The 13,525-nt window shown below is 72.8% G+C and carries 12 protein-coding genes; 6 read left to right on the forward strand and 6 right to left on the reverse strand.

Translation table 11 applies throughout. The features are described from left to right. Positions 1–22 precede the first annotated feature (22 nt). The 4 genes from J5Y05_RS18400 to J5Y05_RS18415 form a co-directional block, all read right to left on the reverse strand. Positions 23–1,504: a GntP family permease gene (locus J5Y05_RS18400; RefSeq protein ID WP_210873846.1), complete on the reverse strand. Its 1,482-nt coding sequence runs from the start codon at positions 1,502–1,504 to the stop codon at positions 23–25. A 330-nt stretch (positions 1,505–1,834) separates the two neighbouring features. Then, positions 1,835–2,245, reverse strand: a complete 411-nt coding sequence (locus J5Y05_RS18405) for a RidA family protein (protein ID WP_210873848.1) — start codon at positions 2,243–2,245, stop codon at positions 1,835–1,837. Further along, a complete protein-coding gene (locus J5Y05_RS18410) occupies positions 2,242–3,015 on the reverse strand; it encodes an IclR family transcriptional regulator (protein WP_210873850.1) in 774 nt (257 codons plus the stop codon). The genes J5Y05_RS18405 and J5Y05_RS18410 overlap by 4 nt, the downstream gene beginning before the upstream one ends. Next, positions 3,012–4,064, reverse strand: a complete 1,053-nt coding sequence (locus J5Y05_RS18415) for a sugar kinase (protein WP_210873852.1) — start codon at positions 4,062–4,064, stop codon at positions 3,012–3,014. Before J5Y05_RS18415 ends, J5Y05_RS18410 begins: the two co-directional genes overlap by 4 nt. Positions 4,065–4,199: 135 nt before the next feature. Here J5Y05_RS18415 and J5Y05_RS18420 point away from each other — a divergent pair, with 135 nt between their 5' ends. From J5Y05_RS18420 to J5Y05_RS18435, 4 genes are all read left to right on the forward strand, one after another. Further along, on the forward strand, positions 4,200–5,483 hold the full coding sequence (locus tag J5Y05_RS18420; RefSeq protein ID WP_210873854.1) for an alanine racemase: 1,284 nt from the start codon (positions 4,200–4,202) through the stop codon (positions 5,481–5,483). Between the two features lie 176 nt (positions 5,484–5,659). Continuing rightward, positions 5,660–7,270 carry an N-acyl-D-amino-acid deacylase family protein gene (locus J5Y05_RS18425; protein ID WP_210873863.1) on the forward strand — a complete coding sequence of 537 codons (1,611 nt, stop codon included), beginning with the start codon at positions 5,660–5,662 and terminating at the stop codon, positions 7,268–7,270. Positions 7,271–7,437: 167 nt separating this feature from the next. Further along, complete coding sequence (locus tag J5Y05_RS18430) at positions 7,438–8,649, forward strand: pyridoxal phosphate-dependent aminotransferase (RefSeq protein ID WP_210873864.1); 1,212 nt, start codon at positions 7,438–7,440, stop codon at positions 8,647–8,649. A 123-nt stretch (positions 8,650–8,772) separates the two neighbouring features. After that, complete coding sequence (locus tag J5Y05_RS18435) at positions 8,773–9,192, forward strand: SCO4983 family protein (protein ID WP_210873867.1); 420 nt, start codon at positions 8,773–8,775, stop codon at positions 9,190–9,192. A gap of 133 nt (positions 9,193–9,325) precedes the next feature. On the opposite strand, the gene J5Y05_RS18440 is transcribed toward J5Y05_RS18435, so the two are convergent. Both J5Y05_RS18440 and J5Y05_RS18445 read right to left on the reverse strand, forming a co-directional pair. Next, complete coding sequence (locus tag J5Y05_RS18440; RefSeq protein ID WP_210873868.1) at positions 9,326–9,502, reverse strand: hypothetical protein; 177 nt, start codon at positions 9,500–9,502, stop codon at positions 9,326–9,328. 288 nt (positions 9,503–9,790) lie between these two features. Then, a complete protein-coding gene (locus J5Y05_RS18445; protein ID WP_210873870.1) occupies positions 9,791–11,623 on the reverse strand; it encodes a phosphoenolpyruvate carboxykinase (GTP) in 1,833 nt (610 codons plus the stop codon). A gap of 384 nt (positions 11,624–12,007) precedes the next feature. Here J5Y05_RS18445 and trhA point away from each other — a divergent pair, with 384 nt between their 5' ends. Then, complete coding sequence (gene trhA, locus J5Y05_RS18450) at positions 12,008–12,721, forward strand: PAQR family membrane homeostasis protein TrhA (RefSeq protein ID WP_210873871.1); 714 nt, start codon at positions 12,008–12,010, stop codon at positions 12,719–12,721. A 153-nt stretch (positions 12,722–12,874) separates the two neighbouring features. Then, on the forward strand, positions 12,875–13,510 hold the full coding sequence (locus J5Y05_RS18455) for a TetR/AcrR family transcriptional regulator (RefSeq protein WP_372450502.1): 636 nt from the start codon (positions 12,875–12,877) through the stop codon (positions 13,508–13,510). Positions 13,511–13,525: the final 15 nt, after the last annotated feature.

The following is a 13,525-nucleotide window of genomic DNA, read 5'->3' on the forward strand; positions in this document are numbered from 1 at the left end:
GACCCGGACCGGGCCCGTACTACTACACGAAGAGGCTGAGCAGCGCCGCGACCAGGAAGCCGCCGACGGAGAGCACGCTCTCCAGCACGGTCCACGTCTTGAGGGTGTCGCGTTCGCTGATGCCGAAGTACTTGGCGACCATCCAGAAACCGCCGTCGTTGACGTGCGAGGCGAAGATGGAACCGGCCGAGATGGCCATGATGACGAGCGCGACGAACGCCTGGGAGTGGTCGCCCTCGGCCAGCAGCGGCGCCACGATGCCCGCCGTCGTCACGATGGCCACCGTCGCCGAGCCCTGGGCGACCCGCAGCACGACGGAGATCAGGTAGGAGAGGACGATCACCGGCAGGCCGACGTCGTTGAAGGTGTCGGAGAGGGCCTGGGCGACGCCGCTGGCCTTGAGGACGGCGCCGAAGACGCCGCCGGCGCCGACGACCAGCAGGATGTTGCCGACCGGCTTGAGCGAGGACGTCGAGACGGTCTCCAGCGACTTGCGGGACCAGCCGCGCCGGATGCCGAGCAGGTAGTAGGCGAGGAAGAGGGCGAGGGTCAGGGCGACGAAGGGGTTGCCGAAGAACTCGACGACCGAGCGGAGGGTGGAGGGTTCCAGGGCGATGGAGGAGAAGGTCGCGGCGAGGATGAGCAGCAGCGGGGTGCCGATGATGCCGAGGACGGTGCCCAGCGGGACCGGCGTCTCGCGCGGGGCGACACCGGCGCGGCGCTGCTCCTCGATGACGGCGCGGCGGGCCTCCTCGGCGGCCTCGACCATGTCCTGGGGGACGGCGACGAAGATGCGGCGGCCGATCCAGGCGGAGAACACCCAGGCGGCGAGGACGGCGGGGAGGCCGCAGACGACGCCCATGAGGATGACCCAGCCGAGGTCCACGTGGAGGAGTCCGGCGGCGGCCACCGGGCCGGGGTGCGGCGGCAGGAAGGCGTGGGTCATCGACAGCCCGGCCAGCAGCGGCAGGCAGTAGATCAGGACGGACTTGCCGGAGCGCTTGGCGGCGGCGTAGACGATGGGCGCGAGGACGAAGATGCCGACGTCGAAGAAGACCGGGATGCCGAAGATCAGGCCGGTCAGGCCCATGGCGAGCGGGGCCCGCTTCTCGCCGAAGAGGCCGAGCAGGCGGGAGGCCAGGACCTCGGCGCCGCCGCTGACTTCGAGGATGGCGCCGAGCATGGTGCCCAGGCCGATGATGATGGCGACGTGGCCGAGGATGCCGCCCATGCCGGACTCGATGGTGGAGACGGCGTCGGAGCGCTGGACGGTGCCGAAGAGTTCGGTGACGGAGAGTCCGGCGAGCAGGCCGACGGCTATGGAGACCGCCAGCAGCGCGACGAACGGCTGGAGCCGCACCTTGATGATGAGGAAGAGGAGCAGGGCGATGCCGAGGGCGGCGACGGTGAGCAGGCCCGCCGTGCCGTCGATCAGCAGGAGCAGTCCGCCGGTGTGCGCCGGGGCGTCGGAGGCCGCGGCGAGCGGAAGGGTGGGAAGGGGCATGTGGGGGGTCCTCTGCTAAGGGACATGAGGCTTTCGGGCAGGGGGGACCGCGGCACGGCACCCCGGGGTGCGCGGCGCCGTGCCGGGACAGGGGTACGGCGTACGTAAGGTGCCGGGCGCCGTGCCGCGACAGGGGTACGGCCTACGGGAGCCACGTGACGGCGTACCGCAACGGGCTGCGGTTCAAGCGAGGTCACGGTGCGGCATACCGCAACGGACCACGGCTCGAAGGGAGTCGCGGTGTGACGTACCGCAACGGGTCATGACGGGAAGGGAGTCGCGGCGCCAGGCACCGCGACAGGCCGTGGCGTACGACGGGCTGTCGGCCCGTCAGCTCAGGACGGCGAGGGCGTCGATCTCGACGAGGAGGCCCGCGGGCAGTCCGACGTAGACGGTGGTGCGGGCGGCGGGCGGCTGGGTGAGGGCCTGCTCCTCGAAGTAGGCGTTGTAGATCTCGTTCATCTCGGCGAAGTGGCCGACGTCGGTGAGGTAGACGCGGATCATCATCACGTCGTCCCAGCCGGCGCCGCCCTCCTCCAGGATCGCCTTGACGTTGGCGAGCGTCTGGAGGGTCTGCTCGCGCAGGCCGGGGCCGGCCGGGGTGGGGGCCTTGCCCTCCTCGTGCGGCAGGAAGCCGACCTGGCCGGCGACCTGGAGGATGTTGCCCTTGCGGACGCCGTGGGAGAACTTCGCCGGCGGGGCGGTGTGGGTGGCGGGGGTCAGGGCGGTCTTGTCGCTCATGCGGGGTCCTTGTCGGGATGGTGCGCGGGGGTCCTGCCGGAGTACTCGCCGCTGATGGCGTCGGCGGTGCGGCGCACCAGCGGGAGCAGGGTGAGGAGTTCCTCGGCGGTGACGACGACGTTCGGCGCGGAGACCGACATGGCGGCGACGACCCGGCCGTCGGCGCCCCGGACGGGCGCGGCGACACAGTTGATGGACTCCTCGTGGCCGCCGAGGTCGGTGGCCCAGCCCTGTTCGCGCACCCTGGCCAGCTCCTTGAGGAATGCGTCGGCGTGGGGGGTCGAACGGGCCGTGTAGAGGGGGTAGTCGAGCTTCTCCGCGAGGGCGCGGCGCTCGGCCTCGGGGAGGTCGGCGAGGAGCAGCTTGGCCACGGCGGCGACGGTGATGGCGACGGGTTTGCCGATCCGGGAGTACATGCGGACCGGGTAGCGGCTCTCCACCTTGTCGATGTAGAGGACCTCGTCCTCCTCGTGGACGGCGAGGTGGACGGTGTGGCCGCACTGCTCGTTGAGGCGGACGAGGTGGGGGTGGGCGATCTCGCGGACGTCGAGGTTCTCCATCGCCTCCTGGGCGAGGGCGATGAGCCGGGAGCCGAGGCGGTAGCGCTGGTCGGCCTGGCGGTAGACGAGGCCGTGGTCGTGGAGGGTGCGCAGCAGGCGCAGGGCGGTGGACTTGTGCACGCCGAGCCGGTCGGCGACCCGGCCGAGGTCGGCGGGGCCCTCGGCGAGCAGCGGCAGGATGCTGAGCGCGCGGTCGACGGTCTGGCTCATGGGGTGCGTACCTCCTCCTCGGCCCGGTCCGCGTGCGCGGGGTCGTCCTGGGTGGTCCAGCCGGGGCCGAGTCGCAGTCTCCCCCACGCGGTGTCGTCGAGGGCGGCGAGGCGGTCGGCGTGGTCGCGGGCGGGGGGCGTGGCGAGGTCGCCGGGGGCGGTGAGGGCGGCGGCGGCCATCAGGTGGCCGTGGCGCAGGCGGGCGCGCGGGGGCAGTCCGCGCAGGGTGGCGGAGAGGAACCCGGCGGCGAAGGCGTCGCCCGCGCCGACGGCGGCGACGACGTCGACGCGGAGGGCGGGGACGGTGACGGCGTGCGGTCCGTGGAAGGCGGTGGCGCCGGTGGCGCCCTGTTTGACGACGAGCACCTCGGGTTCGGGCAGGGCGGCGCGGACGGCCTCGGGGCCGTCCAGGCCCCATGCCTCGTCCTCGCCGACGAAGACCAGGTCGGCGCCGCGGGCCAGGTCGAGCAGGGCCCGGGGTCCGTCGGCGTCGCGCCACAGGGCGGGGCGGTGGTTGACGTCGAAGGAGACCAGGGGGCGGCCGGGGCGGCGGGCGGTCAGCTCGCGCGTCAGTTCCAGGCAGCCCGCGGAGAGCGCGGCGGTGATGCCGGACAGGTGCAGGACGCGTCCGGCGCGGACCGCGTCGAGGTCGAGGGTGTCCGGCGACATGGCGGAGGCGGCCGATCCGGCGCGGTAGTAGGCGACTTCGTGGGCGTCGGTGGCGCGGTCCTGGGCGGTGCGGAAGTAGACGCCGGTGGGGCGGTCGGGGTCGCGGCGGACGGCGGAGGTGTCGACGCCGTAGGCGCCGATGGCCTCGACGAGGTGGTCGCCGAAGCCGTCCGCGCCGACCCGGCCGACCCAGCGGACGGAGTGTCCGGCGGCGGCCAGGGTGCAGGCCACGTTGGACTCGGCGCCGCCGATGCCCCGGTCGAAGGAGGGGACGTCGGCGAGGCGCCCGGGACGGGAGGGCAGGAAGGTGACCATGGACTCGCCGAGCGCGACGACGTCGACGACGTCGGGGGCGGTGCTGCGGGCTCCGTCGGCGGTCACGATGGTCTGGCTCCTCGTGGGTGGCGGGTCCCGGCTGCTCCGTTGACCGCGTGTTGGGCGAGATGTTAGACAGCACTGAGCGATATACGCAATGACTGTTGCAGAGAATGCAACTTCCCAGATCAGGGAGGCTCCATGGCCCTCGACAACGGCTCCGAAGCGCTGGCGGCTCTGGCCGGGGAGCGCGTCGACCACCGCTTCAAGGGCCTTCCGCCGGATGCCTGGGGGCTGACCGTCGGCGAACTCGCCGCCCAGCGCCGGAACCTGTTCACCGGCGGTTTCGCCACCCCGGTGCTGGCGCTCTCCGCCGAGCGCCTGGAGCACAACCTGCGGCTGATGGAGACCTACGCCGACCGGCACGGCCTCGCCTTCGCCCCGCACGGCAAGACCTCCATGGCCCCGCAGCTCTTCCACCGCCAGCTCGCGCACGGCGCCTGGGGCATCACCCTCGCCGTCCCCCACCAGGTGTGGGTGGCCCGCGCCTTCGGCATCCGGCGGATCTTCCTCGCCAACGAGCTGGTCGACGCCGCCTCCCTGGGCCGGCTCGCCGCCGAGCTGGCGGCCGACCCGGAGTTCCGCTTCGTCTGCTACGTCGACTCGGTACGCGGTGTGGAGCTGATGGACGCCGCGCTGGCCGGCACCGCCCGCCCGGTGGACGTCGTGGTCGAGCTGGGCGCCGGGGAGGGCGCCCGCACCGGGGCGCGCACCGAGGCGGAGTGCGCCCGGGTCGCCGACGCGGTGGCCGCCGCGCCGGCCCTGCGCCTGGTGGGGGTCGCCGGGTACGAGGGCGAGGTGCCGGACGCGGACCCGGAGCGGGTGCGGGCGTGGCTGCGGCGGCTGGTGGCGCTGGCCGCCGCCTTCGACGCGGACGGGCGGTTCGCCGGGACGGGGCTGGACGAGATCGTGCTGAGCGCGGGCGGCAGCGCCTGGTTCGACGCGGTGGCCGACGTCTTCGCCGAGGTCCCGGCGCTCTCCCTGCCGGTGCTCAAGCTGCTGCGTTCGGGCGCCTACGTCTCGCACGACGAGGGCCACTACCGCGAGGTCACACCCTTCAACCGGGTCCCGGGGGAAGGCGCGCTGGAGCCGGCGTTCCGCCTGTGGGCGCAGGTGGTCTCACGGCCCACGCCCGAGCAGGCGTTCGCCAACGCGGGCAAGCGCGACGCCGCCTACGACCTGCACCTGCCGTCCGCCCGGGTGGTGCGCCGGGGCGGCGCCGAGCGCCCGGCCGACGGCGTCACGGTGACCGGCCTCTCCGACCAGCACGCCTGGCTGCGCACCGAGCCGGGGACGGAGCTGGAGGTGGGCGACTGGGTCGGCCTCGGGCTGTCCCACCCGTGCACGTCCTTCGACAAGTGGCAGCTCGTCCCGGTCGCCGAGGCCGACGGGACGGTCGTGGAGTACGTCCGCACGTTCTTCTGAGCCGGGGCCCACAGCCGTCCCCGACCGGCCCCGGCGGCAAACCGTCCTCGTCCGCCCCGGCCCCACAGCCGTTCCCGTCCGCTTCGTCCCCGCCCCGATCCGGACGCCCCGCGATCCGGACACCCGCCGATCCGGACGCCCCCGCGATCCGTGTCCCCCAGTGAAGGAGGTCCCCCATGGAAGAACTCGTGATCCGGGACGCCGATGTCGTGGACGGCACCGGCGACCTCTCGTACCGCGCCGACGTGGTCGTCGACCACGGCCGCATCGTGTCGATCGTCAAGGAGGCCGCCGCGGCGGGGTGCCAGCGCCCCAAGGCCCGCCGCGAGCTGGACGCCGAGGGCCTGGTCCTCGCCCCCGGCTTCATCGACATGCACGCCCACAGCGACCTCGCCCTGCTGCGGGACCCCGACCACAGCGCGAAGGCCGCGCAGGGCGTGACCCTGGAGGTGATCGGGCAGGACGGCCTCTCCTACGCCCCGGTCGACGACCGCACCCTCGGCGAGGTCCGCCGCGTCATCGCCGGGTGGAACGGCCCCGGCGACGACGTGGACCTCGACTGGCGCTCGGTCGGCGAGTACCTGGACCGGCTCGATGGGGGCATCGCCGTCAACGCGGCGTACCTGATCCCGCAGGGCACGGTGCGCGCCCTCGCCGTCGGCTGGGAGGACCGCCCGGCCACCCCGGCGGAGCTGGAGCGGATGCGCCGCCTGGTCGCCGAGGGCCTGGAGCAGGGCGCGGTGGGCCTCTCCTCCGGGCTGACCTACACGCCGGGCATGTACGCCGACGGGGCCGAGCTGACCGAACTGTGCCGGGTGGTCGCCTCGTACGGCGGCTACTACTGCCCGCACCACCGCTCCTACGGCGCCGGCGCCCTGGAGGCGTACGCGGAGATGGTCGAGCTGACCCGCGCCGCCGGCTGCCCGCTGCACCTGGCGCACGCCACCATGAACTTCGGCGTCAACCGGGGCCGGGCGCCCGAGCTGCTCGCCCTGCTCGACGACGCGCTGGACTCCGGCGCCGACATCACCCTGGACACGTACCCCTACACCCCCGGCTGCACCACGCTGGTGGCGCTGCTGCCGAGCTGGGCCGGGGAGGGCGGGCCGGAGGCGGTGCTGCGGCGGCTGGCCGACGACGAGAGCGCCGAACGCGTCCGGCACCACCTGGAGGAGACCGGCTCCGACGGCTGCCACGGCGTGCCCGTGGAGTGGGAGACGATCGAGATCTCCGGCGTGGGCGATCCGGCGCTGGCGGAGTACGTCGGCCGGACCGTGCGGGAGTCGGCGCGACTGCGCGGCGAGAGCTGCTGGACGGTGGCCCGGCGGCTGCTGCTGGAGGACCGGCTGGCCCCGACCATCCTCCAGCACGTGGGCCACGAGGAGAACGTCCGGGCGATCATGCGCCACCGCGTCCACACCGGCGGCTCGGACGGCATCCTCCAGGGCACCAAGCCGCACCCGCGCGCGTACGGCACCTTCCCGCACTACCTCGGCCACTACGTGCGCGAGCTGGGCGTGCTCTCGCTGGAGGAGTGCGTCTCCCACCTCACGGCGCGTCCGGCGGCCCGGCTGCGGCTGCCCGACCGGGGCAGAATCCGCGAGGGGTACCGGGCCGACCTCGTCCTCTTCGACCCGGCGACCGTCGCCGCGGGCGCCACCTACGAGGAGCCGCGCACGCTGCCCACGGGCATCCCGTACGTGCTGGTCGACGGGCGGTTCACCATCGAGGACGGGCGGCGCACGGACGTCCTGGCGGGCCGGTCGGTGCGGCGCACGCCGGTGTGACCGGGGCGCCCGCCCGGGGCGTGGGCGGTCGGCGCGAGCCGGAGCGCGGGTGGGGGCGCGGGAGCCGCGTGGGAGGGGCGCGGGAGGGGACACAACCACCCGATTCACCCGTCCCACGTGGCGGACGACACGCTGCCGGGCACCGGACCGGGCCGTAAGCTCACGACATGCAGGTGATCCAGTCGACCAAGCTCGCCAACGTCTGTTACGAGATCCGGGGCCCGGTGCTCGAGGAGGCGATGCGGCTGGAAGCGGCCGGTCACCGCATCCTGAAGCTGAACACGGGCAACCCGGCCGCCTTCGGTTTCGACTGCCCGCCCGAGATCCTGGAGGACATCCTCCGCAACGTGTCGACCGCGCACGGCTACGGCGACGCCAAGGGCCTCCTCGCCGCCCGGCGCGCGGTCGTCATGCACAACCAGACCCTCGGCATCGAGACCGACGTCGAGCACGTCTTCATCGGCAACGGCGTCTCCGAGCTGATCGTCATGGCGATGCAGGGCCTGCTCGACGACGGCGACGAGGTCCTCGTACCGGCGCCGGACTACCCGCTGTGGACGGCCGCCGTCTCGCTCGCCGGAGGCACGGCGGTGCACTACCGCTGCGACGAGCAGTCCGACTGGATGCCGGACCTCGCCGACGTGGAGCGCAAGGTCACCGACCGCACCAAGGCGATCGTGATCATCAATCCGAACAACCCGACCGGCGCGGTCTACGACGAGACGGTGCTGCGCGGGCTGACCGACGTCGCCCGCCGCCACAACCTGCTGGTCTGCTCCGACGAGATCTACGACAAGATCCTCTACGACGAGGCGGTGCACACCCCGACCGCCGCGATCGCCCCGGACCTGCTCACCCTCACCTTCAACGGCATGTCGAAGGCGTACCGGGTGGCCGGCTACCGGGTCGGCTGGATGTCGATCTCCGGTCCGCGCGCGCACGCCGAGTCCTACATCGAGGGACTGACGGTCCTGGCGAACATGCGGCTGTGCGCCAACATGCCCGGCCAGCACGGTGTGGTCGCCGCGCTCAGCGGACGGCAGACGATCAACGACCTGGTGCTGCCGGGCGGCCGGCTGCGCGAGCAGCGCGACGCCGCGCACGCGGCGCTGACCAGCATCCCGGGCGTGACCTGCGTGAAGCCGAAGGGCGCGCTGTACCTCTTCCCCCGGCTCGACCCCCAGGTCTTCAAGATCAAGGACGACCGGCAGATGGTCCTGGACCTGCTCCGGCAGGAGAAGATCATGGTGGTCCAGGGCACCGGCTTCAACTGGCCGGAGCCCGACCACTTCCGGGTCGTCACCCTGCCCACCGCCGGGGACCTGCGCGAGGCGGTGGACCGGATCGGCCGCTTCCTGGACGGTTACGGCCAGCCCTGACCGGGCGCCCGCCCGCGCCCGCGGACACGGACCGTGTACACCTCATCCTTCTTTGTGAATGACTCAACTTTAGACCGAATCCAAGCTAGGATGGTGTCCTGTAAGCCGTCAGGAGGCCGTCCCATGTACGAACCGATCCGCGCCAAGTCGGTCCACAGCACGGTGGCCGGCGCCCCCTCCTTCCCCCACCGCTCCCGCGAGGACGAGCTGGACATCCAGCTCGCGGGCCATCTCTCGGCCCTGCTCGCCACCACGGACGAACTGCGCGCGCTGGACCCGTCGGACGGGCTGGACACCGCGGCCGAGCAGCTCGCCGCGCAGGTGGCCCGGCTGCGGTCGGGCCAGGCACCGGTCCGGGTGCCGGCCACCGGCTCCACGCCGGAACCGTGCCGGATGGCCCTGCACCGGCGGGCGCACGCCCTGGCGGGCCGCGCCCTGGTGGTGGCGGCCTCCCGGGCCGACACGGCGGTCGCCATCCTGGCCGCCGAGCGGATGGACGCCCACGCCGCCGCGCTCGGACCGCGCGAGCTGGCGTCCCGCTGAGCGGTCCCGCCGAGCCCGCCCCCACCCGGGTGGCCGGGCTCCTTCCGAACGGCCCCGGTCCGCGCGCACCCGCAGCGACGCGCGGACCGGGTGCCACACACCCGCGGCCGGGCCCGGCGCTTTCCTTCCGGACCTAGCCGAACATCACCGTGAAGATCACGAACAGCACCAGGATGCCGATCACGATCGTCCACACGGGCCAGTTGCCCCGCTGGTGCGGGTCCTCCGGGCCGCCGCCGCGGGGACGGTCCTCCTCCAGGGACGGGTTCTCCGGCCGGTCACGCGAGTAGAAGTCACCGCCGTCTGCCATGGCGCACCTCTTCTCCTTGGCTGGCCTCCGGGTACCCGCCCGCGGAAGCACGCATTCCCCCGTGGCGGACCCGGAGCCGGGACGGACGCGGCCGGCGCCGGGGACGCGGAAGGGCCGGGTCCCCCGCACGTCGTTGGACGGGGGACCCGGCCCGAACGGGGTGGCTCCCCCGTGCTCCGGGTGGTTCGAGCTACTGGAGCGGAGGGGAGACCCCCTCGCGGCCGGCCTTCGTGACGACTTCGCGGGTCAGGGCTAGTCGGACCGGCCGCGGAGCGGGAGGGGCGGGACTCAGCCCAGGCGGCGGACCAGTTCGCGGTACTGGTCCCACAGCTCGGCGGGCGTGTGGTCGCCGAAGGTGTTGAGGTGCTCGGGGACGAGGGCGGCCTCCTCGCGCCAGACCTCCTTGTCGACGCTGAGCAGGAACTCCAGGTCGGCGTCGGCCAGGTCGAGGCCGTCGGTGTCGAGGGAGCCCTTGGCCGGCAGGACGCCGATCGGGGTCTCGACGCCCTCCGCCCGGCCCTCCAGGCGCTCCACGATCCACTTCAGGACGCGGCCGTTCTCGCCGAAGCCGGGCCAGACGAACCGGCCGGTGTCGTCCTTGCGGAACCAGTTGACGTAGTAGATCTTGGGCAGCTTGGACTGGTCCTTGCCCTTGGCCACGTCGATCCAGTGGCCCATGTAGTCGCCCATGTTGTAGCCGCAGAACGGCAGCATGGCGAAGGGGTCACGGCGCAGCTCGCCGACCTTGCCCTCGGCGGCGGCGGTCTTCTCGGAGGCCACGTTGGCGCCGAGGAAGACGCCGTGGTTCCAGTCGAAGGACTCGGTCACCAGCGGGACGGCGGTGGCGCGGCGCCCGCCGAAGAGGATCGCGGAGATCGGCACGCCCTTGGGGTCCTCCCACTCCGGCGCGATGATCGGGCACTGCGCGGCGGGGGTGGTGAAGCGGGCGTTGGGGTGGGCGGCGGGCGTGCCGGACTCGGGGGTCCAGGAGTTGCCCTTCCAGTCGGTGAGGTGGGCCGGGACCTCCTCGGTCATCCCCTCCCACCACACGTCGCCGTCGTCGGTGAGGGCGACGTTGGTGAAGACGGAGTTGCCCCACAGGGTCTTCATGGCGTTGGCGTTGGTGTCCTCGCCGGTGCCGGGCGCGACGCCGAAGAAGCCGGCCTCGGGGTTGATCGCGTAGAGGCGGCCGTCCTCGCCGAAGCGCATCCAGGCGATGTCGTCGCCGATGGTCTCCACGGTCCAGCCGGAGATGGTCGGCTCCAGCATGGCGAGGTTGGTCTTGCCGCAGGCCGACGGGAAGGCGGCGGCGACGTACCGGGCCTCGCCCCGGGGCGGGGTCAGCTTGAGGATGAGCATGTGCTCGGCGAGCCAGCCCTCGTCGCGGGCCATGACGGAGGCGATGCGCAGCGCGTAGCACTTCTTGCCGAGCAGGGCGTTGCCGCCGTAGCCGGAGCCGTAGGACCAGATCTCGCGGTCCTCGGGGAAGTGCGAGATGTACTTGGTCTGGTTGCAGGGCCACGGCACGTCGGCCTGGCCGGGCTCCAGCGGGGCGCCGAGCGTGTGGACGGCCTTGACGAAGAAGCCGTCGTCGCCGAGTTCGTCGAGGACGGGCTGTCCCATGCGGGTCATGGTGCGCATGGAGACGGCGACGTACGCGGAGTCGGTGATCTCCACGCCGAGCGCGGAGAGCGGCGAGCCGAGCGGGCCCATGCAGAACGGGACGACGTACATGGTCCGGCCGCGCATCGCGCCGCGGAAGAGACCGCCCTGGCCCTCGGTGCCCTGGAAGACCTCCCGCATCTCGGCGGGGTCCTTCCAGTGGTTGGTCGGGCCGGCGTCCTCCTCCTTGGCGGAGCAGATGAAGGTCCGGTCCTCGACGCGGGCGACGTCGGTCGGGTCGGAGGCCGCGTAGTACGAGTTCGGGCGCTTGACGGGGTCCAGTTTGCGGAAGGTGCCCTTCTCCACCAGCTCCTCGCACAGGCGCTCGTACTCGGCCTCCGAGCCGTCGCACCAGACCACACGGTCGGGCTGGGTCAGTTCGGCGATCTCGTCGACCCACGAGATCAGGGCCTGGTGCCGGGTGGGGAGGGCGGGGGGAGCCGCGATGTCGCGCGCCACGATTGCTCCTAAGCGAGGGGTTTTTTGTTGGAGGCCCCGTGGGGGCTGCGACCCGGATGCGGCGTATGAGGGGCTGCGTCGCTCATCCGGTGCCGACCGCACTCATTTGATCATCCGCGTCGCGCGCCCATATGTCCAGAGGGCTTCACACCTGAGCGGGGTGAGGATCGCCACGTACCTCGGACGACGGCCGGAATTCTTTGCGTACGCGTGAATTCCTCCTGAAACTCCTTTTACCCGGACGGCGTGTCGCGCGCGGAGCCGCCGTAAGGAGGGAGGACCGGCGACCCGGAAGGCCGAACGGCCGTGAGACGATGGCCACTCCGCGTTCGTCATACCTCCGTACTGACATGTAACTTACGGTTCCGTAGGTACGATGCGCTCATGACTGCGCCCGCCTTCGAAGCGCAAGGGGACACGCCGGACGCCGGCCACGGCCCTGTCGCGCTTTCCCCGCCCCACCAGGCCAAACCCAAGCTGCGCGGCTGGCTGCACCTCGGCATGTTCCCGGCCGTCCTCGTCGCCGGCCTGGTGCTCACCGCCCTCGCGGACTCGACCCGCGGACGGATCGCCTGCGGTGTCTACGTCCTGACGGCCTGTCTGCTGTTCGGCGTCAGCGCGCTCTACCACCGGGGCGACTGGGGCCCGCGCATGGACGGCGTGCTGCGCCGGCTCGACCACGCCAACATCTTCCTGATCATCGCGGGCACCTACACGCCGCTGACGATCCTGCTGCTGCCGGGCGCCAAAGGGCAGTGGCTGCTGTGGGGCATCTGGGCCGCCGCGGCGGCGGGCATCGTCTTCCGCGTCTTCTGGGTCGGCGCCCCGCGCTGGCTCTACACGCCCTGCTACATCGCCATGGGCTGGGCCGCGGTCTTCTTCCTCCCCGAGTTCCTGCGGGCCGGCGGCATCGCCGTCCTCGTCCTGGTCGTCGTGGGCGGTCTCCTCTACAGCGCGGGCGGTGTCATCTACGGCATCAAGCGGCCCAACCCGTCACCGCGCTGGTTCGGCTTCCACGAGGTCTTCCACTCCCTCACCCTCGCCGCCTTCATCACCCACTACGTGGGCATCTCCCTGGTCGCCTACCAGCACGGCTGACCCCGCCCCGCACCCCGCCCGACCCGGGCCACGGCCGACCGCCGTGGCCCTTTCCCATGGGCCCCGGGCAGGGCACCTGGGCGGGCACCGGGGCGGCGGCGGGGCCCGTCGCGGCCGTGGCCACGCCCCCGCGGATGCCCGACAATGATCCGTATGACGGCCGCCCGCTCCCCCCACTCCCCCGCCGCGCGCCCCGGGCCCGGCCTGCGGGAACGCAAGAAGACCCGGACCCGCGAGGCGATCCGCGCCGCCACCTACGGACTGGTCGGGGAACAGGGCTACACCGCCACCACCGTCGAGCAGATAGCCGACCGCGCCGAGGTCTCGCCCTCCACCGTCTTCCGCTACTTCCCCACCAAGGAGGACATCGTCCTCACGGACGAGTACGACGCGGCCCTGCTGGAGCTGTTCCGGGCCCGGCCCGCCGACGAACCCTGGCTCGACTCCCTGCGCGCCGTCCTGCGCGAGGCGATCGGCGCCGGACTGCGCGAGGAACCCGAGGTGACCCGGCTGCGCACCCGCCTCATGTCCGAGGTGCCCGCCGTACGGTCCCGCATGGTGGAGAGCATGTCCGTCACCGGCCGCCTGCTCGCCGGCGCCGTCGCCGAACGCACCGGGCTCCCGCCGGACGGCCTGGAGGTGCGCTTCCTCACCGCGTCCCTGCTCGGCGGCCTGCTGGAGGTCTCCCGCTACTGGGCCGAGCACGGCCACCGCGACGACCCGGCCGCCCTGGTCGACCGGGCCCTGGACATCGTCGAGCACGGTCTGCCGCCCGCCGGAAAAGCCTGAGGACGCGCCGCGCGC

The organism is Streptomyces tagetis (genome assembly GCF_018069565.1).
In the GTDB taxonomy this organism is placed as follows: Bacteria; Actinomycetota; Actinomycetes; order Streptomycetales; family Streptomycetaceae; genus Streptomyces; species Streptomyces tagetis.

Coding starts and splice junctions, on each gene's coding strand:
- J5Y05_RS18400 (WP_210873846.1), bottom strand. CDS start 1,504: ATGCCCCTTCCCACCCTTCCGCTCGCCGCGGCCTCCGACGCCCCGGCG.
- J5Y05_RS18405 (WP_210873848.1), bottom strand. CDS start 2,245: ATGAGCGACAAGACCGCCCTGACCCCCGCCACCCACACCGCCCCGCCG.
- J5Y05_RS18410 (WP_210873850.1), bottom strand. CDS start 3,015: ATGAGCCAGACCGTCGACCGCGCGCTCAGCATCCTGCCGCTGCTCGCC.
- J5Y05_RS18420 (WP_210873854.1), top strand. CDS start 4,200: ATGGCCCTCGACAACGGCTCCGAAGCGCTGGCGGCTCTGGCCGGGGAG.
- J5Y05_RS18425 (WP_210873863.1), top strand. CDS start 5,660: ATGGAAGAACTCGTGATCCGGGACGCCGATGTCGTGGACGGCACCGGC.
- J5Y05_RS18430 (WP_210873864.1), top strand. CDS start 7,438: ATGCAGGTGATCCAGTCGACCAAGCTCGCCAACGTCTGTTACGAGATC.
- J5Y05_RS18435 (WP_210873867.1), top strand. CDS start 8,773: ATGTACGAACCGATCCGCGCCAAGTCGGTCCACAGCACGGTGGCCGGC.
- J5Y05_RS18440 (WP_210873868.1), bottom strand. CDS start 9,502: ATGGCAGACGGCGGTGACTTCTACTCGCGTGACCGGCCGGAGAACCCG.
- trhA (WP_210873871.1), top strand. CDS start 12,008: ATGACTGCGCCCGCCTTCGAAGCGCAAGGGGACACGCCGGACGCCGGC.
- J5Y05_RS18455 (WP_372450502.1), top strand. CDS start 12,875: ATGACGGCCGCCCGCTCCCCCCACTCCCCCGCCGCGCGCCCCGGGCCC.